The organism is Akkermansia sp. RCC_12PD, assembly GCF_036417355.1.
Classification (GTDB): Bacteria; Verrucomicrobiota; Verrucomicrobiia; order Verrucomicrobiales; family Akkermansiaceae; genus Akkermansia.
The window spans coordinates 73,842-96,198 of the sequence record NZ_CP143889.1 but is presented as its reverse complement, the minus strand read 5'-3'; the positions used below and the strand labels follow the sequence as shown (position 1 = coordinate 96,198).

The following is a 22,357-nucleotide window of genomic DNA, read 5'->3' as shown; positions in this document are numbered from 1 at the left end:
TGTTTTTGAGCGTTTTTTCCGCTGTGGTATGACACGGACGGAAGGGCTTGCAGATCATGAGTTGCTGTTTTTCCCGGATTTGTTCCTGCGTCACCCTCTGGCATGAAATCAACAAATGTGCCAAATCCTTTCTCCAACTGGCAAGGGATGCAGTTTAAAAGACCGTTTGAATCCCGGATACAACCATAAATATAGATATAGGAGAATCATAGGATGTCATTCATGTCGTCACACTATCATCAGCTTTACACCCCGGAAGATACTGCCGTGGTATTCATTGACCATCAGCCCCAGATGACCTTTGGCGTAGCCAGCATCAACCGGGCGGACCTGATCAACAACGTTACCCTGCTGGCCAAGGCTTCCAAATTGTTCCAGGTGCCCACCATCATCACCGCCGTGGAAACGGAAAGCTTTTCCGGGTATGTCTGGCCGCAGCTGCTGGACGTATTCCCCGGCCAGCACGTGATTGAACGCACCTCCATGAATTCCTGGGATTCCGACGAGTTCCGCAAGGCCATTAAGGCGACGGGACGCAAGAATATCCTGCTTACCGGTCTTTGGACAGAAGTGTGCGTCACCTGGCCGGCCATTGAAATGATGGGCGACGGATACAACATTTACGTGGTGGAAGACTGCTGCGGCGCCACCTCCCGTGATGCCCAGAAGGCCGCCCTTTCCCGTATTACCCAGGCGGGCGGAACCCGGCTGACGACTATTGCCGCACTTCTCGAGTTCCAGCGCGACTGGAAGAACAAGGAACATTACGATGCCCTGATGAACCTGCTCAAGCAGCAGGGCGGAGCCTACGGCGTGGGCGTGGAATACGCCTACACGATGATTCACCACGCTCCCCAGTCTGCGGTGTCCCCGCAGGTGGTGAAGCATGATAATTAATTGATCCAGGAGTTCTCCCCTGCCGGAAAGTCCGTTTCTGCGGCCTTTCCGCGGGGAAAGCCCCGGAAACACCAAGACTGCATGGAGGCCATGAACCCTTCCGATGAAGTGACTGTAGTCGTGCGCCGGCACATTTTGCCGGGCCATGAAGCCCAGTTTGAGCATGCCATGAGGGATTTTGTCAATTTTGTACTGACCTGTCCCGGCCATGTGGGCATCAGCGTTTTGAGGCCGAACGACGGGAACGGGGAATATGTGGTAGTGGACCGTTTTGCCAATGCCGCCGCCAGAAAGGCCCTGGTTTCCTCTCCTGAGTATGAACGCTGGATGAAGCTGCTGGGAGCCCACACGGAAGGCGAACCCGACATGCAGGAGATGAATGGGCTGGACGCGTGGCTGAACCAGCCGGGCAGCCCCATGAAGACGCCTCCGCGCTACAAGACGGCGGTGGCTACCTATCTGGGGGTTTGCCTCGTCATTTTTCTTTTGAATATTACTGTGGGAGACCTGATTCACGGACTGCCCGCATGGCTTTCCTTTTTCCTGTTCAATGCCTGCGTGGTGGCTCTGCTGACCTGGGTATTCATGCCTCTGATCAGCCGCATGCTTTCTTCCTGGCTTTTCAGCAGGCAGGGGGAAGCGGCTGCGGAAACAATCCCTAACCATAATGAAAACAATGAAAAATAATGACAAGGTTTACGCCGATTTGATGATCTCAAACGGCAAAATAGCGACGCTGGATGAACGCGGCACCATGGCCGAGGCCGTTGCCGTGAAGGATGGAAAAATTCTGGCTGTCGGTTCCGACGAAGACATCGCCAAATACAAGGGACCGGATACCCAGACCATAGACGCCGGAAAGAGAACGGTCATTCCCGGCCTGAACGATTCCCACCTCCACGTCATCCGCGGCGGCCTTAATTACAACATGGAACTGCGCTGGGACGGCGTTCCCTCCCTGGCGGACGCCCTCCGCATGCTCAAGGAACAGGCCAGAAGAACCCCTCCCGGCCAATGGGTGCGCGTGGTAGGCGGCTGGAGCGAGTTCCAGTTTGCCGAACGCCGCATGCCCACGCTGGAGGAGATCAATGAAGTGGCTCCGGATACGCCCGTGTTCGTCCTGCACCTGTACTGCCGCGCCATGCTCAACAAGGCCGCCCTGCGGGCCTGCGGGTACACGAAGGATACGCCCAACCCTCCCGCCGGAGAAATCCAGCACGACAGCGACGGCAACCCGACGGGCCTGCTGATTGCCCGGCCGAATGCCACCATTCTTTACGCCACGCTGGCCAAGGGACCCAAGCTGCCCGTGGAGCACCAGATCAATTCCACCCGCCATTTCATGAGGGAACTCAACCGTCTGGGATTGACCAGCATCATTGACGCCGGAGGCGGCTACCAGAATTATCCTGAGGATTACGAGGTGATTGAAGAATTGCACAAGCGCGGGGAAATGACTGTGCGCATTGCCTACAATTTGTTCACCCAGAGGCCGAAGGAAGAGAAGGAGGATTTTGCCAAGTGGATCAAGATGACGGAACCCGGGGAGGGGGACGATTATTACCGCTGCAACGGCGCGGGCGAAATGCTCGTTTTTTCCGCCGCGGATTTTGAAGACTTTCTGGAACCCAGGCCGGACCTTCCCGCAGATATGGAGTCCGAACTGAAGGGCGTAGTCAGCCTGCTGGCCGCCAATAAATGGCCGTTCCGCCTCCATGCCACCTATAATGAGAGCATTTCCCGCTTTCTGGACGTGTATGAGGAGGTGAACCGGGAGATTCCCTTTGAAGGGCTGAACTGGTTCTTCGACCACTGCGAGACCATCGACGAAAAGAACCTGGAACGCGTGAAGGCACTGGGCGGGGGCATTGCCGTGCAATGCCGCATGGCCTACCAGGGGGAATATTTCATGGACCGTTATGGCAAGGAAGCGGCGGAACATACGCCTCCCGTCCGGAAGATGCTGGAAATGGGCATTCCCGTGGGAGCCGGCACTGATGCCACCCGCGTGGCCAGCTACAATCCCTGGGTGTCCCTGTACTGGCTGACCACCGGGAAGACCGTGGGCGGAGCGCGCATGTACCGTGAGGAAGATTGCCTTTCTCGCGAGGAGGCCCTGCGCCTGTACACTCAGGGCAGTACCTGGTTTTCCTCGGAAACGGGCAAGAAGGGAGCTATCGCCCCCGGGCAGCTTGCGGACATGGTCGTTCTAAGCGAGGATTATTTCACCGTTCCGGAGGAAGATATCAAGAAGATCGAGTCCGTGCTGACCATCATGGACGGCAGGATCGTTTATGCCACGGGTCCGTTCAAGGATCTGGATCCGGAACCCATTCCGGTGCTGCCGGAGTGGTCGCCGATTGCGGTATTTGGCGGTTACGGAGCGCCCCTGGATCCGAAAAAGGCGGCCAGGGCCGGCGTACCCTTCCAGCAGGAGCACAAGCATTCCTGCCATTGCCATGAACATGGCTGCATGCATTCCGCTTTCATGCTGATGGAGGGGATGGCCAATGCCTCCCGTCCCAAATATTCCGATTTCTGGGGCTCCGGGTGTGGATGCTTCGCGTTCTGACGGTAAACTTATGCGAAGCTCCGGCGCTCCGTCTCCTGCAAAGGGACGGGGCGTTTCCTTTTTGCGGGAAAGAGGGAAATACAGGTAGGGGGCGTACCGTAAGGGAACGGGGACATCCCGAATAAAACAGGCAGTCCACTCCACAGGAGGCACAGACAGACGGGGCGGGAAAGGACGCGCAGGGGAAGTTTTCTAAGAAGCAGTATACCACCGCCAACCGGATAAGGAAAAGGGGCTGATCCCATGCCGGCACCAACACCGGACGCGGCGGCTGAACGCATATGCGGGAAGACGGAGCGGAGTTTGAAGAGCGCTTACAGTATCTTGCCGCAGGGACAAGCGGCAACAGCAACCCCGCAGGGCGCTGGACATGGAATACTAAACCAGGGAGGCGGGATGGTAACATCTGTCCTGCCGCCCTGTTTCAGGTTGCTGTTTATGCACGCCTTTTCCGCCGTGGGTTATTATATGAATCAGGAAGCATCTGTAGCTCCGTCAAGCAGGGATAAAATCCATACCTGGCATAGAATCCAAAAACTTTTTCGTTACCTGCACTTACTTTGACAACCATGTTTTTAGGTTTGCGCTCCTTAAGCCAGCTCAATGCCTTGTCCATGAGATGACCGGCTATCCCCATTTTTCGATAGCCGCTGGAGACAAAAATTGAATCAATTTCGCCAGTGTTACCAACGATGCTCGCAATGCAATAACCCACAACAGTAGCCGCGTCACAGGCCAGGATTATAGATAACTGACCTTTCCGGGCAGTTGAGAGCAGAGCCGCTTTTCTTGTTTCAAAAGTATTGCTAGCATAAAAGTCCTTGAAGCAGGGTGATTGATCAAGATGTAGCTTATTGAGTTCTTGCCACAAGGGTTTAACACAATCTAATAAGTCTTCTTTTCCAAATACGTAATGAATGTTCGTCTCCATAAGAAAATCACCTCCTGCAATTATAACTGTCCTAGTATAGCCATGATCGGTTATACGCCTTTTCCGCCAAAAGCGAATTGGATAATCATGATACAGAATTCACCCGTTTCAGACAATGGGAAGTTATATTTTCTCCATCCGTTCCACTTGTCCAGCCTGTGGATGGAGAATAATATTTTTCCGCAAAGGGAGCGAAAAAAAATCCACCTGGAATCATTGACAAGCAGGATTTTGACGTGGCATTTCGCCGCCGAAAACGGGGAACAGGATTAAGGGCAAAGCGTGACAGTCAGGTGCAGACATTCAGACTTGTTATCCAGCCTTCCAATCTGCATGGTCAGGGGCTTCGTGTCACGTTCAAAGACCTGTTCGGGACGGTAAGGTTTTTTTATACTGCCCTGCCGCGAAACCGGCTTCTAACCGTCTGCAGGCGCATTCCGCGCCTTTTTTTTGCCCATTTTCCCGTCCCTGAAAAGTTCCTCTTGAAAAAGCCCCAATGGTCCGTTTCAGTCCTTAAAGGATTTCCCGGTACAGGGAAATCTCAATGGCTTCTTCCGCCATGTCGCTGAGCAGAGGAATGATGTGCTGGAAGTGTTCGGAATCCGCATGGACGTCCACGGCCGCCTGGTCCTTCCATTCTTCAATGAAAGTCAGGATATCGGGATCGTCCATGTCCTCGTACAGGTGGTAGGAGATATTGCCGGCTTCAGCACGGCTTTTTTCCACCAGTTCCCTTGCTGTAGCGATAAATTGGTCCCTGGCTCCTGCTTTGACGATGCTTTTGGCAGTGATTTTAATCATGGCTGTCAATAATTTGACTTCCGGCAGAGTAAGGGGGCGGGGGACGAAGTGTCAATCATCCTTTTGGGACGTTCCGGTCATTATTCCACCTCCTGAAGGTTTTTCAGCAGTTTGGCCCGTGTCTCCTGGGTGTATTCCACTCCGGGTATGCAGGAGTGTCCGCGATAGAGTCCTATGATTTCCAGGCGGTTTTCAATGTCCGGGCCGTGCAGGTCCTCCGGTTCCGCAGACGGATAATTGGAGGAAGAGCCTCTCAGCATCTTGACCTGCATTGTAGCCAGATTGAGCAGGCATATCTGGATTTCATTGGTGAAGATAAGGCTGCTGTCCTTCCGGTCTCCGGCAGGCCGCAGTCTGTAGATGGTGATGGCGCTTGCTCCTCCGGGGTTGATCAGGATGGAAGGGAAAACGTGTCTGCGTCCATTCGTGTCCCGGACGACCAGATCAAAATCGCTTTCTCCAAAGAACCTGTTGGTGACGCGCGAGGAAATGCGGACTTCCGGAGCATTTTCCTCCAGCAGGGGAACGGGCGTGGATATCAGGAATGGGGAGCCCGGCGGCAGTTCCGGAACCGGGAGTGAAATCGTGAAGAAGTCGATGATAAAGATAATGACGCCGATGAGCAGAAACAGGCAGATTCCCCGGTTCCGGAGGCGGTAGGCCAGCCAGGACGCGCTTTCTCCTGGATTCAGCGTGTCTTTGATGCCGTCACGGCGCATGTAATAGTTCGTCAGCCGGGAGATAACGGCCAAGGCCCCCGCCAGCGCCAGCAGCCGTGCCAGCATGAAAACCGCTTCTTCCCAGGTTTCCCCCGTGCGAATGGCGGAGAAAAGACATGAGGCGAGAAAGGTCAGTACCGTAAGCAGGATGACGAACGCCAAGCAGCCGGATGGGGCGGCGCGTACCGGAATCCATTCCCTGCCGCGTTTGCTGTAGTGGTGGAGGATCAGCGTGGCGAGCAGGAAAGCGATGATGGCCAGAGTGGAGTAAAAATGCTGAAACAGGTAGTCAGGCATGGAGGCTGATGATGCTTGCGCATTGTATCGTTTGTAACTGGCTCCGCGCCCGGTTACTGGAAAAGGGGTACGGGGAAAGGACCGCTCCGGGGTACGGAACGACTGGATGTGTTCCGGATTCCTCCCTTATAAGGAAAAAACCGGAGGAAAAGGAAAATTGTCAGTTCCGGACCGGTTCCGCCTGGATTTTTTTGAGCTTCGCGAAGCGGGGAAGGGAATGTTCCTTCCGCATGCACGTTTCCCCCTGGATGAGCGGAAGAACATAGTCGATGAACGGCTGCTCCATTCCGTTGCCGCGGGCATTGATCCATTCGCGCGGCACCAGTTTTTCCACGTTGGCTACGTCCGTAAGGCCGATCAGTTTGGTCTTGCAGACGTACTGTCCTTTTTCCGTGTTCCGCTCGAAAGCCACCATCTTGTCCGTTTGTCCGGCCACAGCCGCTTCCACAGCGGCCTTTCCGGCCAAGTAGGCTTCCTCAATGTCCGTTTTGGAGGCGACGTGGGAGGCGCAACGCTGGAGCAGGGAGAGTTCAATGCTCCTGACCTTGGCCCCGGTCTGCCTTTTGACGGATTCCGCCAGCATGGCGCCCAGTCCGCCCAGCTGGGTGTGGCCAAAGACATCCTTGTCCCCTGATTCCGCAATGAAACGGCCGTCCGCATGCCGTACCCCTTCAGAGACGGCCACCATGCAGCTTCCCTTGCGCTGGTAAATGTCATTGACGTCCTGCCAGAATTCTTCCATGTTGAACGGGACTTCCGGCAGGTAAACCAGGTCGGGGCCGGCTCCAGCATACGTGGCCAGAGCGGCGGAACCGGCCAGCCAACCGGCATGGCGGCCCATGATTTCCACGATGGTGACGCGCCCCTTGTCGTACACGCGCAAGTCCTGGTGCACTTCCATGCAGGAAGTGGCTATGAATTTGGCGGCGGAACCGAACCCCGGGCAGTGGTCTGTGCCATAAAGGTCATTGTCGATAGTCTTGGGGATGCCGATGACGCGGCATTCATACCCGGACTGCTGCATGAATTTGGAAATCTTGTTGCAGGTGTCCATGGAATCGTTGCCGCCGTTGTAGAAAAAATAACGCACGCCATACCTGCGGAACACTTCCAGAAGACGGCGGTAGTCCGCATCGTCCACGGAGGGATCAGCCATCCTGTAGCGGCAGGAACCCAGGGCGGATGCTGGGGTGTATTTCAGCAATTCCAGTTCTTCCGGGTCTTCCTGGACCATGTCGTACAGGCGTTCGTTCAGCACTCCTTCAATACCGTTGGCGGCTCCCAGCACGTGCGTAACATGCTCGCATTGCAGGGCTGCCTGGATGGCTCCCAAAGCGCTGGCGTTGATGACGGCGGTAGGACCGCCGGACTGCCCGATGATGCATGCTCCTTTTAATGCGTTCATGGAGGAATGTTGGATGAGAGAAGTGCCTGTTTTCGCCTCCGCCGCCGTGTTTCCGCGCCGGGAACAAAATCAAGTTTGACCCTATCCGCACCCCGGATGGATGTCAAACATTATCAGTCTCCGGGGTATGTTTCCGCAATGCCGGAAAATGCGGGATTTAGCGGGCGCCGGGACTTTTCCGCTCCTTTTTCAGAGGAGGATAAAGCATTTGGTAAAGGGAAGTGCCGCAGGAGAACGGGATGAGGAGCTCCGTGGTCTGAATCATGCCCCGTACCGGAAACGGGGCATGATGGATGTGGAGAGCCTGCCGCCGCATCCGGTAGGGAGACGGACGCTTTTTTTCTTTTTAACAGCCGGCAGGGACAGGCCGCTTAATTGCCCGGCTTTTACAGGAGCGAAAGCGGGCACAAGACGGTCAGGAGGATGCCGGCACGGGCCGCTGGATGACGGACTGCCCCGGATGGAGTTCCGGAATGACGGAGATGTTTTTGAGATGTTTGCCGGAGATCAGCGAACGGAGCATCCGGATGAGCTTGTGGACCGTTTTGGTGGAATTTTCCTCGTAATAGGTAATGGCGGGGAACAGCCGTTCCATGAAAGGCTCATATGTCAGGCTTACCAGGCTGAGCTGGCCGGGAATACTCAACTGGCGGGCCTCCACATAGGAAAGGATGGGAATGATCTGGTTGCCGCGCGTAGTCACTAGGGCGGACATGTCCGGATGCTCCTTGAAAGCCTTGGTCAGGTGTTCGAAGAAAGCGGGGGTTTCAAACGGAGTGGGAATCAGGACGGGGTTCCAGCCCTGTTCCGAAAAACCGAAGAAGCCTTTCTGCATCAGGTGATGGCCTTTCAAAGGGTCCGGCGGAAGGCACAGCCCTACGGTTCTGTGCCCCTTGTTCCATAAATGCCGTGCCGCATGATGGGTGGTAGCGGCCCAGTGACGGTCCAGATAGGGCAGGTTGCTGCTTTGATAGGAAGTGCCGCGGACAATGCAGGGAATGCCGTGCGTCTTGAACCAGAGCTGGGATTGCTCCGAGGAACGGTGGAGAATCCAACAGACGCATTCCGATTTGCCTACCAGCTTGGCAAGCCGTTTGTCCGGATTGTTGCCCAGAAGCCAGGGAGCTTCAAAGATGCGCACGCTGATTCCGTCTTCCTCCAGAATTTTCAGGATGGTGTACACTTCTACCAGGACGCTTTGCGCCAGTCTTTTAAGCGGCTGGGAGGTCAGGAAACCGATCGTGGCTTTCTTTTCCTGGGCAGGGAAGGAGCAGGCGTCCGGCCCCATGTTGTCTGTGGCGGCTTTCAGAATACGTCTCGGCACCTTGATCCGTGCAGGGGCAATCCAGTTTTCTTTTTCCAGAATGGTCAATGCCTTCCTGACCGTTTCCCGGCCCACGGATAATCTGTTGCCCAGCTCCCGCTCTCCGGGCAATACGTTGACCAGGCTTCCGCTAAGAATCATTTGCTTGATTTTATTGGCCACATTTTCTGCCAATGAAAGGGCTGGTGCTGGATTCATATATTCTTCTAGTACTTCTTGAAACACGGGAATTCGAGCCATTTGTTGAGCCGGGAAGGCAGGAAAGGCCTGTCTGCGTCGTCCGCATATTGATAAGACATTCTTTCTCTGTCAAATATTCAGATTATTATGGAGTCTGGTCTTTTTTATTCGGTAGAGAATTCCCGGGAAATTCCCTATAATGTTTTTGTTTAATGAATTACTATATCTCTTGGGAAAAAGAGAAATGAAGTGAAATTATTTTTAATGTTCTTATTTCAAGAGTGTTGTAATTATTTGTCCCTAATTTGTGTTTTACCTGCGCAGATAGTTCCGTTTTTGAACGATTTCCAGACATGGCTTTTCCAAGGGGATTTGCACGATCTGATTTTAGAGCAACTATCCCGGTGAAGTCCATTCTGCTCAAGGCCCGGGACGGCAGCTGAAGATGGAGAAGAGAACGGACATCATGATACAGCGTTTCCATGTGGTGAGGAGGCTGTCAAAAAAAGAGACGTGGCCTATCACGGCCATTAAAGATTGCACGGTATGTTTGCGCCGGGAATTGCTGAAGTCCTGGGAAATTTGAGTGGCTTCCCGCATTCGAAGTGAATTTACAGTTTTTTATTTGAATAAGTGCAGTCCTGCAGATTCATCCAGCATAAACGTTTTATGCAGGATGATATTTCCGCGGGAGAGACAGAGACTTTTAGAGAAGTGGCATTACTCCATGCCGTTTCATCCGGCGAATGGAAAGCATTCCAAGTCTGAATTTGGCTGATTCAAGATAATTTTAACACCGGAAGGGAAGAATCCCTTTCAGAAACCAGTGAACCAATTAATTCTATCAGTTAGTCGAGTCAATCGATTCAGGAAAAGGATATACTTTTCACTGATGAGGATTATTCGGAATCTGCCATGATGATGAAGCGGGCGTGGTGTTTTCCCACTACTTTATAATAATAATAGAAAATAATCATGAAGAGAATGAATACGGTAAATGGAATTCCGCTGGTAGCAGAGAGTGATTTTATCAATCATGCGAAGAGCAAAACCATTCATCTGACAGAAGAAGAACGTACCATATGGAATGCCAAGGCGGATACTTCCGAACTGGCATCCAAAGTGGATGTGGATACCTTTACGGTTCACAAGACCGATGCTACGGTTCATATCACCGATGAAGAGCGTGAAAGATGGAACTCCGCAGCGGCCAGCAGCGTTTCGCGTGCCGAGATGGAGACATATGTTGCCGAATATGTGGCTGCACATGGATCTACGGTTGATTTGGGCAATTACCAGGGGCCGATCAATTTGCGCAATGAGAAAGGCTTTCCCGTACTGGCCTCACGTGAAGGTGATATTTATTTGGGGGGAGAAGGCGAGAGTTTTGTTCGAGTAAACGGACGCGCCTTTGTGGTGGAAACGGAGGGCAATATCATTTTAAGCGACGCCTGTTCAGGTGTCACGATTTCCGGGAAGGATGGCGTAGCAGTTAACTCACAATACTTTTCTGTGCGTGTGAACACATTCTACTTGGGCCACCAAGACGGTTCCCACTGGGCTGACGGATCGCTTAGTCTCTTGACAGGTGTTATGGTATCCTCAGGCGTTATAAAATCATGACGTCCTTTTCCATATTCATGTCATATTCCATGTAGAAAGAACCGATACTTTACACGACATGAATACTATCCATACGGAAGCCAGCGGTAAATGCAGCCGTCTCTAGTCTTGTCTGCTCCGTTTTGAACATGGAGACACTTTCTTGCTGCTCTTTTCTGTTCACGCAGGGAAGGGCCTTTCATCTCCGCATATATCCCGGTTTAGTGTTGATAAAAATAGTCTCCATGTACTGCAGTGTCTGAAAGTAAAAACTACAATTGCTGATAAACAATAACTTGTGCCGGGAGAAAGTCGAGACTGCGAGAACAACTCCTATAAGGTCTGACCAGCTGTGTCATTCCTATTTCGTGGGATCTTGGCCGGGAATAATAATTTTGTTTCACTTGCTTTCAGCAATATTGTTTTCAGTCCGGATTACAGGAAATTGGATGAAGGCCTCTTTGCCGTACCTGAAGATTATGTGAAGTATGGATTGAAGCCAGGATCAGTGTATCCTCTGGCAATCAATACACCGTGTTTGTTCGGCTGACCCGATGGGATCGGGCGCCCGGTTTTATTACCCATTCCAGCCATTCCTTTTCCATTCCACAGATTTTTGGATTGAGGGAGAATGGCCGTGCCTGGTACTGCAAAGTATTCTAGGGCGTGGCCGGCGGGTTTTGACGAAGGAACCGAGTACCTCGCTTCCTACAAGATTCTTCCGGAGTTCTTTGGTTTGGTCCAGTCCGGGGAAATTTCTGATAGGAGTTTATATTTGCCAAAAGGGAATGGGAGGACGTTATTAATACGCTGCGTTACTATGGAGAGGCTATTCTGGACGAATAATACAGACTTATACAGCACAATTAACTGATTGGAAAATAGGGATAAAGAAAAATTACAGATACAGCTCCCCACGCCCGGTGTATGGGATAAGTTCATCATGCCGGCCATTTTCCCGGATGGAGACGGATTTGTCAGTCACAACGTTTCACACAGGATGATATTTCTGTGAAACAGACGGAAACTTTTTTGAAGTGGTTTCACACATTGACGTTTTATCCAGAGAATCGGAAAAAATTCAAATAGCGGTATGGCCGGACCGGATCATCAGCTCGCCTGTGGAGGAAGGAGAACTATCTCTGGAATCCAGGAATGCAGTCATGTTGACCGTGGAAGCAGTCAATGCCCAGGGGAGGACGCAGGCTTATCTCCAGTCGGGATTATTCGCAGTTCACGATCGTGGACGGGACGGCAGTGGAGTTGTTCAACTACTTTATAACAAACAATAAATAATAATGAATAGCATTAATACAGTAAACGGAGTTCTGGTGGCAGCGCAGAGTGACTTTGCCGGCCATGCAGAAGATAAGACGATACATCTTACGGAGGAAGAACGCACTGCCTGGAATGCCAAGGCGGATGCGTCCTCCCTTTCCGGCAAGGTGGATACGGGCACGTTCACGGCCCACGAAACCAACACGACGGTTCATGTCAGCCAGGAAGAAAAGGAGAAATGGAATGCGCGGAATACGAAGGGAGCCGTGGTGGCCACGCAGGATGGGCTGGACGAGCACACCGAGAACACAACCGTGCACATCACGGAGGAAGAACGTACTGCTTGGAATGCTGCAAGCAACATTCCGGGAGCGTCCAATACCTTCACGGGCGACAACACGCACGAGGGAACTGAAACGTTCAATGGGCCTATAGCAGTCAATAATGATTTGACGATAAATGGGCTATCTTTGTTGCAGCTTTTGGCTGCCGCCGAAATGGACAATGCCTATGCGCTTCTTGGCGACGTACACGATGAAGATAGTCAAGGATTTTCAAAAAAGTCCGACAATGTTGAATCTTTTTCCTTTGTAAATGGAACCGATTCAGGCAGGCGACGTATCAATTACAATCTGAGAAATAACGACTTGCCGGGTGGTTTTGCTCAGTTTAGCCCGCGCGCGGATGTTTTTTCCGCGGGAGTGAGCACTATTGGCTGCACGAGCAATCATCAGCTCGCGGGAGTTGCATGTTATTGGAATTTTGGGGATGATACCAATTTTAATTTGCACCACCATCCTTATGATGAAGTGATATCGCCAGATTTCAAGCCAGATTTTAAGGGACTCGATTTCCAAGTTTTTATGGTGACTAATCAGCATTTGCATGTATTTCGGGATAACTACCACGATATGATCCAATGGCCCGCTTATGGTGGGGAAAATTTCTCCACATATAAAAAATTCGTTTGCGTGCCGGGGAGCAGGAACGGCAGTGTGGTGATTATGGCTGACAATACCCATAATTCCAGGAAATGGATTAAAATTGCCGAGTATACGGGAATTGCATACGGTTTCAGAGCCGGAGTTTTGTTTTGGGCAAACGATACGTTGAAACATAGTGTGGTTGTTGGGCGAGCGAATATTCTTCATAGCGGATTGGAGCGTTATTCTAGCACGGGCGTTTTCGATAATTGGCCGGCAAAATGACTATGAATATCTTACAAGAATAGAAATATATGAACATCAGGGAAGAACAAAAGAAGGCCGCCCTTGAGGCGGGGAAGCAGGGCATAAAAGATGCCTACGAAAAAAGCAAAGCCAAAACCGGCCTGAAATGGTGGGAACGCCTCCTGTGGGTGGTCCTGGCGGGGGGCGGCCTATGCGGCGTCCGCGCTGCTGGGCGGCTGCGGGCACTCCGTGGACGTGACGCCGGACCGCACGGAGGTCAAGGCGGGACTCACAGCGGAAGACATGGCTCCACTGCAATCCCCCAAGGGATTTAAGCTCCTGCACGCGCTGATGAGCGCCACTGGGGAAGACTCCTTTGTGGGTGCTAAGAACGCCGCTCCTGGCCGCAGCAACGCGGAAGAAGCCCACGCCATGCTCACGGATCCCAACCACCCGGACTATGCCGCTCTGGATGACCCGCCCCATCCCCGGCACATGGAAGCCAACCGCAAGTACAACCGCCTCGTCGGCCTTGTCTGAACCGTTTCCTGCACGGAGACACTTGCCGGCCCTCTCCTGTTCACACGGGGGAGGGCTTTTGATACCCTTTCCCTGCAAGACAATGCCTTTAAAACCCGTTTTCGTGTCTTGCAATCTGTCTTGCACTTTCAAGAAAGAAAAAATCGCAAGCACTGATAAACAGTAACTTGCGATATGGAAAAGTTGGTACCGACGGTGGGACTCGAACCCACACTCTTTTGGAACTCGATTTTGAGTCGAGCGCGTCTACCATTCCGCCACGTCGGCATATGCAGTGCAGGGATTAAGCATCAACCGGCAGAGAGAGTCAAGAATTTACTGTGGAATGAATGTGGGGCCGTTTCGGAAAAACGGAGGGAATCCGCTGTGGATTCCCTCCGTGTGACTTTTCAAAATAATCAGAACGAATAGCGCACGGTGGCGGTGACGTTCTGGTTGGTCATGTTTTCCCGGCATTCCAGATGATAGAAGGCCCCGGCGCTCCAGGCGCCGGAGATGGCCCAGTTCAGCCCGGCGTTGACGAGCTGGGCGTGCCGTCCGCGTCGTTGTCCATGAGGCCATAGGTGAAGTAGCCGTCGATGCCCACGCTGTTTTCTCCGCGCAGATCGCGGTGGTAGAGTGCGGGCATCAGACCGTCCTTATCCGGTGCAGGTAATGGAGTAAAGTCCAAGGATGGAGATTATGCGGACTCTGGACATGCTTTTCACGATGATCCAGCATATTTCCACTCATCACAGTTCTGTGAATGGTATGACTTGTGCGGGCGTGTTTTTCTCAGCGGCATCTATTTCCTGCTGGGCAGGATTTGTCCGGGAGTATTGAGGTATATTGCGCTGAAGAGTTGAGCATCAGTCACTTTTTCACGGTGACGGGGAGCCCCGCCACCATGAAGTAGACTTCATCCGCGCTTTTTGCCAGAAGCTGGTTGGCGATGCCCAGACCGTCGCAGTAGTGGCGCGTTTCCGGGTCCGGCTGGACAATGCCCATGCCGGTTTCCGAAGAGACGAGCACCCACGGTACGGGAGACCGGGAAATGAGTTCCTTCAACGCTTCTATTTCCCGGATCAGGGCATCCTGGAACGGAAGGTATTCCGCAGGGTCCTTCTGGTCGTACAGGATGTTGGAGGCAAGCAGGGTGACGCATTCCAGAATGACGCCGTCCACCTGTTCCAGCAGACTGGACGCCTGCACGGTGGCGGCCACGTTGCGCGGGCATTCCAGCGTGGGCCATTCCTGCGGGCGGCGTTCACGGTGCTTGAGGATGCGGTATTCTAGGGAGCCGGAGCCGGACCAGACTTCCGCCGTGGCAACATACAGGATTTTTTTCCCGAATCCGGAGGCGATTTTTTCAGAGTACTGGCTTTTGCCGCTTCTGGTGCCCCCTACGACGAGCGTCATGCGGGGGCTGGAGGTGTCAGTGTTTGGAGACATGGCGTTGATAGGATTCCAGTATGGCCTGGTGGGAGTTCAGGAAGTCATCCAGACTGAATACTTCCAGCGTGATGAGGGGGGTGAAGCTGATGTCCCACATGGGGTGGAGCAGGGCGTCCAGCACGGGGGCGGGCATGTGGTGTAGGGATTTATGGTCCCTTTTTTCCAGTCCGTGCAGATGGCACATGCGGATGTCCGGCAGCCAGAGGGGAAGGAGTTCCTCCGGTTTCAGCCCTTCCTTCCAGACATGGCCGATGTCGAAGCAGCGGGAATGTTCCGTGGCGGCGACCAGCCCGTCCAGATAGTCTGTCGGATGGCGTTCCAGGTTTTCCAGAGCCAGGTATTCCGGTGCGGGCAGATAGGGCGTGATTTGCTCCAGGGAGCGGAGGATTCTTTCCGTTTCCTCCTCCGTCAGGTACGGACGCATGTCCGGTCCGGGGATGTGGTCTGTGACCACGTGCATGACCCAGGTATGAGGTTCCAGTTCCCGGGTGAGTTCAATGGTGCGGATGATGTTTTCCGTGTACCGGAGGGAGGATTCGGGCGTGGCGAATCCTCCGTCCGTCGGCAGGTGGATGTTCCACGTTACTCCCGCATCCCTGGCGATGCGGCCCAGTTCCCTGATTTCCGCGGGGGTGATGAGGCTTTCCCCCTTGCTTCCCGCCTCCAGCAGGAGCAGGGCAATATCGTCCGCGTAACGGACGCATTCCCTGACGGCGGGAACGTAGTAGTCCGGGATGATGAAGGAGGTGCAGCCGATGTTGAGGCCGGGAACGCTGCATTTATGCGGGGTCATAGGGCGGTGCAGAAGGTAAGCAGTACAATCCATTCCGTGCATTCCACGGTGCAGCCGAATACGTCCCCGGTGACGCCGCCCAGCCTGTGCCGGGCATACAGGAGCAGGGCCAGGGAACCGGCCAGGGCGGCTCCCAGGGCATACAGGCCGGACCAGCCTGCCAGGACGCAGGCGGCCAGGGTGACGGCGGCGGCAATCAGGGCGTGGACGGGACGCGTGCCCTGCCTGAAGGCTTCCCCCATGCCGCCGGGCCGCGCGCCGGGAAAACGCATGGCGATGAAGATCTGGCTGCGGGCCAGGAGTCCGGCCAGAATGCAGGCCGTGAGCAGGAGAAGCCATGAACCGGAGGCCGCCAGCACGGCCAGGGCGGCCGCCTTGAAGGCCAGATTGAAGAAGAGGGCCGTTCCGCCGAAGGTGCCCAGCCGGGAGTCTTTCATGATTTCCAGCCTGCGTTCCCGCGTGACTTCCACCGGGAGGCCGTCCCCGCAGTCCGCCACGCCGTCCAGATGCAGACCGCCCGTGACGGCCACCCAGCAGGCGCAGCCGATGACCCCGCAGAGGAGGGGGGAAAAGAGAAGGGAAGAAAGGAAGGTGAGTCCTCCGACCAGTCCGCCCACCACAATGCCGACCAGCGGAAGCCACGCGGAAATTCCGTTCAGGTTGTTTTGCAGGGGCCACGGCCCCACGGGCAGGCGGGTCAGGAAGCCGAAGGCGGAGCGGATGGCGGTGATGACGGTCATCTGGAGAGGTACAGTATTAGCGGGGTACGGTGATGTCCAGTTCCGGCAGGGTCTTCATTTCTGAAAGAACCCGCGTGGCGGCGTCCAGCACGGGGAAGAAGAGGGCCGCGCCCGTGCCTTCTCCCAGGCAGAGGCCCAGGTCCATGTACATGGTGACCCCGATGTGGTCCATGATGAGTTTGTGCCCAGGTTCCGCGGAGTTGTGGGAGCCGAGGAAGTACCGGGCCGCCTCCGGGCGGATTCCCTGGGCAATGGCCGCCGCAGCCCCGGCGATGAAACCGTCGATGACGATGGGAACGCGCAGGGATGCCGCCCCCAGCATCAGCCCCGCCATGGCCCCTATTTCCGGGCCGCCCACCTTGGCGAGCACATCGATGGCATCGGCGGGGTCCGGCTTGTTCAGGGCGATTCCCCGTTCAATGAGTTCTATTTTTTTGCGGATGACTTCTCCTTTGACGCCGGAGCCGCGCCCGGTCACCGTTTCCACCGGGGTTCCCGTGAGAACGGCCACAATGGCGGAGGACGGCGTTGTGTTGCCGATGCCCATTTCCCCGGCGGCCACGATGTCCAGCCCCCTGGCTTTTTCCTCCCGCGCGATGTCAATGCCCACTTGCAGGCATTCCAGCGCCTGCTCCCGGGTCATGGCCGGACCTTTGCTGAAATCATTGGCGCCGTGCATGACTTTTCTTTTGACGAGGCCCGGCAGGTCGCCGAAGTCGTAGTTCACGCCCACGTCCACCACGGTCAGGCGTGCTCCGGCATTGCGCGTAAAGGCATTGATGGTTCCCCCTCCCTGAAGGAAGTTGCGCGTCTGGATGTACGTTACGTCCGTGGAGGTCAGGCTGAGGCCGTGGTCGGCAATGTGATGGTCGGAGGCGAAGAGAACCACCGCCTTGTTTTTCAGGCGCGGAGCTGGGTTGCCGGTCATGGCGGCTATTTGGATGGCTACCGGTTCCAGCTTTCCCAGCGCAAGCGGCGGCTTGGCCAGGATTTTCTGATGTTCCAGGGCGGCCTTGGCGGCCTGTTCGTCCAGCGGGGGTATGTGCAGTTTGTTCATGATGGTTGCAAGTGGGGAAGGGCAAGGATGAGGGAGAAGAGGAGCGTGCCCATGGCCGTAGTGAGCCACATGAGCCGTATGGCGCGGTCCAGGTCGCCGGCCGTGGCTTCTTTCCGTCCGGAGCCTATCCAGGGATAGTCCGCGGGCATGCCCTTGTAGGAGACGGGGCCGCCGATGCGGAGTCCGAGCGCCCCGGCGAAGGCCGCCTCGCTCCAGGCGGAGTTGGGGCTGGCGTGGGCGCGGCGGAAGGTCCAGCCCACGGTGAGCGCGTGGCAGGAGGAGGCGCCCGGAAGGAACAGGGCCGCCAGGGAAATGCAGGACAGGATGAGACGGGCGGGAATGAAGTTGAGGGCGTCGTCCGTGCGGGCGGCGAAGGTGCCGAAGTGTCTGTATTGTTCGTTTTTCTTTCCCCACATGGCATCCAGGATGTTGAAGACGCGGTGGACGAGCGCGGCGGCGGCCGCGCCGAGAGCGCCCCCTATCAAACACCCTGCGGCGGCCCAGAACAAGGTGGAAAAGACGCCGTCCATCAAATTTTCCGCCACGCTTTCGATGGCGGCCCGCGCCACGCCGCGGGAGTCCAGCCGTTCCGTGTCGCGCCCAACGATCATGGAGACGGCTTGCCGCGCTTCTTCTCCGTTTTCTCTGCGCAGGGCGGAGGCCACCCGCGCCGCATGTTCCGCCAGTCCGCGCGGGGCCATGCAGATGTAAACGGCCAGAACGGCGGGAATCCACGGCAGCCAGGGAGATGCCGTCAGGGAGGAAAGCGTGAAGAAGGGAAGAAAGAGCAGGAATAGCCCGCATTCCGCAGCAGCGCAGACACCCAGGGCCGCCAGCATGCCGGCCTTGAAACTTCCTCCCCACAAACGCCGCGCCTCAGGTTCGAGACGGCGCGCGCACCAGCCGATGAGGCAGACGGGATGCCGACGGTTGGGCGGATCCCCGAAGAGGATGTCCAGCAGCAGGGCCGCGGGCAGCAGCAGGAGGCACGGAATCATGGGTTAGCGTTTCAGTTGCAGGAGGCGGTAGATGGCGTTCATTTCCAGATGTTTCCGGACGATGTCCGCCAGACGGTCAAGAGCGCCGTCAACATCATGGGATACGTGCAGGGAAGGCTTGGGCGGCAGGCCGGAATCCACCCGAACCCTGTTGATGAATGCCCGCCGGAATTCGTCGCCGTCCAGAAAGCCGTGCAGGTACGTGGCCCAGACGCGGCCCTTTCCGTAACCGCATGGAGAACCGTCTTCCCGGAACATGAGGGATTCGCAAGGGGTTTCATGGCTGGTGATGCCGTGGTGGATTTCATAGCCGGAGGCGTCCGGGGCCAGAGGCGTCCGGGCGCGGCGTACATTGAGCAGGGTCTTGACGGGGGAGAAAGTAGTGGTCAGTTCCAGCAGTCCCAGGCCGGGAGTGCGTTCCTCCGCCGATTCCTGATGATGCGGGTCCAGAATTTCCCTTCCCAGCATTTGCAGGCCGCCGCAGATGCCCAGGATCCATTTTCCCTTTCCGGCGTGCTCCCGTACCAGGCTGTCCAGTCCGGCCCGGCGCATTCCTTCCAGGTCCGCCGCCACGCTTTTGGTTCCGGGCAGGATGACCAGGTCCGGCTGGCCCCACTCGTCCCCGGTCCTTACCTGCCGCAGCCGCACGTCCGGTTCCGCCGCCAGCGGGGCGAAGTCCGTGAAGTTGGAGACGTGCGCGGGCATCACGACGGCTACGTCCAGCGAGTCCGGGTGTTTGGAGCTTTCATCGTATTCAAAGGGGAGGACTGCCCGGTCCTCTTCCGGAATGTTGATGTTCCGTATCATGGGAATGACTCCCAGCACGGGCTTTCCCGTGTGTTCCTGCGTGTAACGGTGCGCCGGGGCAAGCAGGGAGGAATCCCCCCGGAATTTGTTGACCACGAATCCCGCCAGCAATTCCCTTTCCCACGGGGAGAAGGTCATCCACGTGCCCAGGAAGGAGGCGTACACGCCGCCCCGGTCAATGTCCCCGATGAGCAGGACTTTAGCGCGGGCGTAGCGGGCCATGTTCATGTTGACCACGTCCGCGGATTTCAGGTTGATTTCCCCCGGACTTCCGGCCCCTTCCAGGCAGACCAGGTCGTATTCGTCCGAGAGGGAGTCGTAGGCGGCGCGGACGTCCGGCCAGAACCGGCGCTTGGCCGTGAAGTATTCCCCGGCTTCCATGTGCCCTACCGCCTTTCCCATCACGATGACCTGGGAACCCGTGTTGGAGTGGGGTTTGAGCAGGATGGGGTTCATCCGGGCGTCCGGGTCTATCCGGCAGGCCTGGGCCTGGACCATCTGGGCGCGGCCCATTTCCTCTCCCAGCGCGGTCACGCCGGAGTTGAGGGCCATGTTCTGCGCCTTGAAGGGGGCCACGCTGAAGCCGTCCTGATGGAAGATGCGGCAGAGGGCCGCCGTCAGCACGCTTTTGCCCGCATCGGAACAGGTGCCCTGAATCATCAGCGCCGGCTTGGGGGGCCTGCGCAGGATGGCGGGAGCATGTTTGTCCAGTTCCACGCGAAGCGCCCGTTCCAGAAGTTCGTGTTCTTCCGGAGTCCGGACTCCGGCGCGGAACCAGCCGCCCGTTTCCAGGCCCGGATAATTGGAGCAGTCCCTGACGGCAATGCCGTGTTTTTTCAGCAGCAGGGGAGCCAGGCCGGAAGGAGCGCCGGAAAGGCGGAAGAGAAGGAAGTTGGCGCAGGAAGGCAGAACGGCAGCTCCCGGCAGCGCGGACAATCTGCGGAACAGGTCTTCCCGGCGCGCCCGGTTCAGAGTGCGTTCCTGTTCCGCCCAGGAAGAGGGCTGTTTCAGGATGGCCCGCACCGCCGCCGCTGCGAAGACATTCACATTCCACGCGGGAAGATTTTTCCGCAGCCGTTCCGCCAGAAGGGCGCAGCTTACGGCAAAACCGCAGCGGACGCCCGCCATGCCGTAGAATTTGGTCAGGGAGCGCAGAATAACGAGGTTGGGAAGGGTTGCCGCGTCAGGAAGGAGGGATTCTTTCCCTCCTGTATAGTCAATGAATGATTCGTCCAGAATCCAGACGGTTCCGGGGTTTTCTTTTATTGTCTGAAACAGCTCCTTTTTATCCAGCAGGCCGCCGGACGGATTGCAGGGATTGGCCAGGAAGACGGCAGTTTCCTGTTCTTCCCCTTCATGATTTGTTCCGGCGCGTTCCGCCAGAGCGGCCAGAGAGGGAGTAAAAGACGTTTTCTCTCCGGAAGGAACGGAGTCAATTTCCACTCCGTGGCACAGGCAGGCCAGCCTGTATTCGGAAAAGGCAGGTTCCGGAATGACGGCACGTTTCAGGTTCAGGGCGCGGGGAAGGGCATGAATCAGCTCGTTGGCCCCGTTTCCGAAGACGAAGCATTCCGGAAGCAGACCGTAGTGCAAGGCGGCTTTTTCTCTCAGTTCCTGCATGTCCGGAGAAGGGTAGGGCGTGACGCCGTTCATGGCGCGCCACAGGGCGGACGTGATGAATTCCGGGGGGCCTTCCGGTCTCAGGTTGACGCTGAAGTCCAGAATGTCGCGTTCGGGGCGCCGGGCATCCGCCGCCAGGGATTTCAGGTTTCCTCCGTGTGAAAAGTCGTTCATGCCGTTGTTGTTAAAGCTGTATGGCCTGCGTGTGGAACCAGCAGGGCCGCCGCCTGCTGCGGGGAAAGACGGGTGGTGTCTATCTCCAGGTCGTAAAAGAGCCCTTCATGAATGGACGTGTGCTGCCGCAGGACGTGGAAGACATCCGCTTTCCGGTCCGTGCGGGCATGTTCCCGGCGGACCAGTTCTTCCACGTCGCAGGCGACTTTCACAAGGAGCAGTTTCGCTCCCCCGCATTGGCTCCGGAGTTCCTCCGTCCAGTCCGGAGATTCTCCGATCACATGGTCCACCAGAACGAAGGGCGCGTGCAGGGAGGCCCGGAATACGGTTTCATGAAAAGACCGGACGAGTTCCGGTCCTGTCTTGCGGACGGCGTGGATCAGATGCATGCCGCCCATTCCGTTGGCATCCAGGAAATCATCCACGGAAAGGAGGACGGAGCCGGCAGGAAGCAGGGACAGCAGTGCCTTGCACAGGCTGGTTTTGCCGGAACTGGAAGCCCCGTTGAAGATAAAGATGCGCCCGGGATGTTGAAAAGGGGACGGAGGGCGGATCATGGGCACATCATGTTCCGGCGGGGAATGCAATGACAAGACAAAAATGGCGGTGCGGTTCCGGAGGCTTTCTGGGTTTGCCGGGTAAAAAGGGAATGGGAAATTGTCCGTTTGTCCATGCGCGGAACAGAGAGAAATGCTCCTCCGTGTTCCGGAAGGGATTGAGCAGCGGGACTGGAGATTTCCATTCCGGGCAGAGATGGGGCGGAAAAAATGATGGAAGATGTGGCCGCCCAAAAGATGCTCCTGTTTTTTCATCAGTGGAACGTAAAAGTTTTTTAGCCGCTGGAATTCCTTTTCTTTATATTTGATTTGGAAAATAAGTTATTTATAATCAATTATTAATTTTTTGTCTTCCGGGCTTCCCTGGAAGAAACGTCTTACGGAGGAGGCAGGCCGGCCAGAAGAGGCAAGATTCCGGGAAAATCCATCCAGTGACGAAATGTTCAAAGAAAATTTTTTTTG

The 22,357-nt window shown here is 55.8% G+C and carries 19 protein-coding genes and 1 tRNA gene; 6 read left to right on the top strand and 14 right to left on the bottom strand.

Translation table 11 applies throughout. From position 1 onward, the window contains the following. Positions 1–222: 222 nt before the first annotated feature. From V3C20_RS00360 to V3C20_RS00350, 3 genes are all read left to right on the top strand, one after another. Positions 223–897: a hydrolase gene (locus V3C20_RS00360; RefSeq protein ID WP_202975647.1), complete on the top strand. Its 675-nt coding sequence runs from the start codon at positions 223–225 to the stop codon at positions 895–897. Between the two features lie 90 nt (positions 898–987). Beyond that, positions 988–1,584: an antibiotic biosynthesis monooxygenase gene (locus V3C20_RS00355; protein WP_161981332.1), complete on the top strand. Its 597-nt coding sequence runs from the start codon at positions 988–990 to the stop codon at positions 1,582–1,584. After that, positions 1,574–3,469 carry an amidohydrolase gene (locus V3C20_RS00350; protein ID WP_130083460.1) on the top strand — a complete coding sequence of 632 codons (1,896 nt, stop codon included), beginning with the start codon at positions 1,574–1,576 and terminating at the stop codon, positions 3,467–3,469. The genes V3C20_RS00355 and V3C20_RS00350 overlap by 11 nt, the downstream gene beginning before the upstream one ends. A 436-nt stretch (positions 3,470–3,905) precedes the next feature. Here the strand turns inward: V3C20_RS00350 and V3C20_RS00345 are convergent, their stop codons facing one another. The 5 genes from V3C20_RS00345 to V3C20_RS00325 all read right to left on the bottom strand — a co-directional run bounded on the left by V3C20_RS00345 (position 3,906) and on the right by V3C20_RS00325 (position 9,144). Continuing rightward, a complete protein-coding gene (locus V3C20_RS00345; protein ID WP_130083461.1) occupies positions 3,906–4,400 on the bottom strand; it encodes a GNAT family N-acetyltransferase in 495 nt (164 codons plus the stop codon). Between the two features lie 513 nt (positions 4,401–4,913). Continuing rightward, complete coding sequence (locus V3C20_RS00340; RefSeq protein WP_130083462.1) at positions 4,914–5,201, bottom strand: putative quinol monooxygenase; 288 nt, start codon at positions 5,199–5,201, stop codon at positions 4,914–4,916. Positions 5,202–5,281: 80 nt separating this feature from the next. Continuing rightward, positions 5,282–6,217: a hypothetical protein gene (locus tag V3C20_RS00335; protein WP_130083463.1), complete on the bottom strand. Its 936-nt coding sequence runs from the start codon at positions 6,215–6,217 to the stop codon at positions 5,282–5,284. A 160-nt stretch (positions 6,218–6,377) separates the two neighbouring features. After that, positions 6,378–7,622: a 6-phosphofructokinase gene (locus V3C20_RS00330; protein WP_130083464.1), complete on the bottom strand. Its 1,245-nt coding sequence runs from the start codon at positions 7,620–7,622 to the stop codon at positions 6,378–6,380. Positions 7,623–8,037: 415 nt separating this feature from the next. Further along, positions 8,038–9,144: a GntR family transcriptional regulator gene (locus tag V3C20_RS00325; RefSeq protein WP_161981331.1), complete on the bottom strand. Its 1,107-nt coding sequence runs from the start codon at positions 9,142–9,144 to the stop codon at positions 8,038–8,040. Between the two features lie 957 nt (positions 9,145–10,101). On the opposite strand from V3C20_RS00325, the gene V3C20_RS00320 reads away from it, so the two are divergent. The 3 genes from V3C20_RS00320 to V3C20_RS00310 all read left to right on the top strand — a co-directional run bounded on the left by V3C20_RS00320 (position 10,102) and on the right by V3C20_RS00310 (position 13,715). Further along, complete coding sequence (locus V3C20_RS00320; RefSeq protein ID WP_130083466.1) at positions 10,102–10,749, top strand: hypothetical protein; 648 nt, start codon at positions 10,102–10,104, stop codon at positions 10,747–10,749. Positions 10,750–12,026: 1,277 nt separating this feature from the next. Continuing rightward, positions 12,027–13,214, top strand: coding sequence for a hypothetical protein (locus tag V3C20_RS00315; RefSeq protein ID WP_130083467.1), 1,188 nt, complete (start codon positions 12,027–12,029; stop codon positions 13,212–13,214). Positions 13,215–13,424: 210 nt separating this feature from the next. Beyond that, on the top strand, positions 13,425–13,715 hold the full coding sequence (locus tag V3C20_RS00310) for a hypothetical protein (RefSeq protein WP_130083468.1): 291 nt from the start codon (positions 13,425–13,427) through the stop codon (positions 13,713–13,715). Positions 13,716–13,899: 184 nt separating this feature from the next. On the opposite strand, the gene V3C20_RS00305 is transcribed toward V3C20_RS00310, so the two are convergent. The 9 genes from V3C20_RS00305 to V3C20_RS00265 all read right to left on the bottom strand — a co-directional run bounded on the left by V3C20_RS00305 (position 13,900) and on the right by V3C20_RS00265 (position 21,895). Further along, positions 13,900–13,982 (bottom strand) — tRNA-Leu (locus V3C20_RS00305). A 238-nt stretch (positions 13,983–14,220) separates the two neighbouring features. Next, a complete protein-coding gene (locus V3C20_RS00300; RefSeq protein ID WP_153812544.1) occupies positions 14,221–14,385 on the bottom strand; it encodes a hypothetical protein in 165 nt (54 codons plus the stop codon). Between the two features lie 182 nt (positions 14,386–14,567). Next, positions 14,568–15,146: a bifunctional adenosylcobinamide kinase/adenosylcobinamide-phosphate guanylyltransferase gene (locus V3C20_RS00295; protein ID WP_130083469.1), complete on the bottom strand. Its 579-nt coding sequence runs from the start codon at positions 15,144–15,146 to the stop codon at positions 14,568–14,570. Next, positions 15,130–15,942, bottom strand: coding sequence for a cobamide remodeling phosphodiesterase CbiR (gene cbiR, locus V3C20_RS00290; RefSeq protein ID WP_161981330.1), 813 nt, complete (start codon positions 15,940–15,942; stop codon positions 15,130–15,132). The genes V3C20_RS00295 and cbiR overlap by 17 nt, the downstream gene beginning before the upstream one ends. After that, complete coding sequence (gene cobS, locus V3C20_RS00285) at positions 15,939–16,682, bottom strand: adenosylcobinamide-GDP ribazoletransferase (RefSeq protein WP_130083471.1); 744 nt, start codon at positions 16,680–16,682, stop codon at positions 15,939–15,941. Before cobS ends, cbiR begins: the two co-directional genes overlap by 4 nt. A gap of 16 nt (positions 16,683–16,698) precedes the next feature. After that, on the bottom strand, positions 16,699–17,739 hold the full coding sequence (cobT, locus tag V3C20_RS00280; protein WP_130083472.1) for a nicotinate-nucleotide--dimethylbenzimidazole phosphoribosyltransferase: 1,041 nt from the start codon (positions 17,737–17,739) through the stop codon (positions 16,699–16,701). Then, a complete protein-coding gene (cbiB, locus tag V3C20_RS00275; protein ID WP_130083473.1) occupies positions 17,736–18,737 on the bottom strand; it encodes an adenosylcobinamide-phosphate synthase CbiB in 1,002 nt (333 codons plus the stop codon). The genes cobT and cbiB overlap by 4 nt, the downstream gene beginning before the upstream one ends. 3 nt (positions 18,738–18,740) lie before the next feature. Then, positions 18,741–21,338, bottom strand: coding sequence for a cobyric acid synthase (locus tag V3C20_RS00270; protein WP_130083474.1), 2,598 nt, complete (start codon positions 21,336–21,338; stop codon positions 18,741–18,743). Then, positions 21,335–21,895 (bottom strand): hypothetical protein, encoded by a 561-nt coding sequence (locus V3C20_RS00265; RefSeq protein WP_161981329.1) that lies wholly within the window; start codon positions 21,893–21,895, stop codon positions 21,335–21,337. Before V3C20_RS00265 ends, V3C20_RS00270 begins: the two co-directional genes overlap by 4 nt. Positions 21,896–22,357: the final 462 nt, after the last annotated feature.